The sequence below is a fragment of the Neptuniibacter marinus genome (assembly GCF_001597725.1).
GTDB lineage: Bacteria > Pseudomonadota > Gammaproteobacteria > Pseudomonadales > Balneatricaceae > Neptuniibacter > Neptuniibacter marinus.
Window position 1 is genome coordinate 1 of record NZ_LUTR01000070.1, and the last position, 275, is coordinate 275.

1 protein-coding gene is annotated in these 275 nt (G+C 41.1%); it reads left to right on the top strand.

Annotation, left to right across the window (positions count from 1 at the left end; genetic code table 11):
• Positions 1-16: 16 nt before the first annotated feature.
• A partial coding sequence (locus A3774_RS16085; protein WP_156473745.1) for a LysR family transcriptional regulator occupies positions 17-275 on the top strand: 259 nt, incomplete at its 3' end.

A 275-nucleotide genomic window follows, 5' to 3' on the forward strand; every position in this document is an offset into this window, starting at 1 on the left:
ATTAAGAGAGCTTATTGTGAATAAACTACGTTTAATGTCTATCTATGTACAAATCGTTGAAAGTGGCTCAATAACCAAAGCGGCTGATAGACTAGATGTGTCTAAATCTGTGGTTAGTTCAGCACTAAAACAGTTAGAAAATGAGTTGAATACGAGCTTACTAAAGCGCACGACGCGCAAGCAGATGCTAACTTCGACCGGAGAGCGTTTTTACCATCAATGTGCTCTCATGCAAGAACATGCAGAATCTGCGTGGATTGAGGCATCAGAGTCGA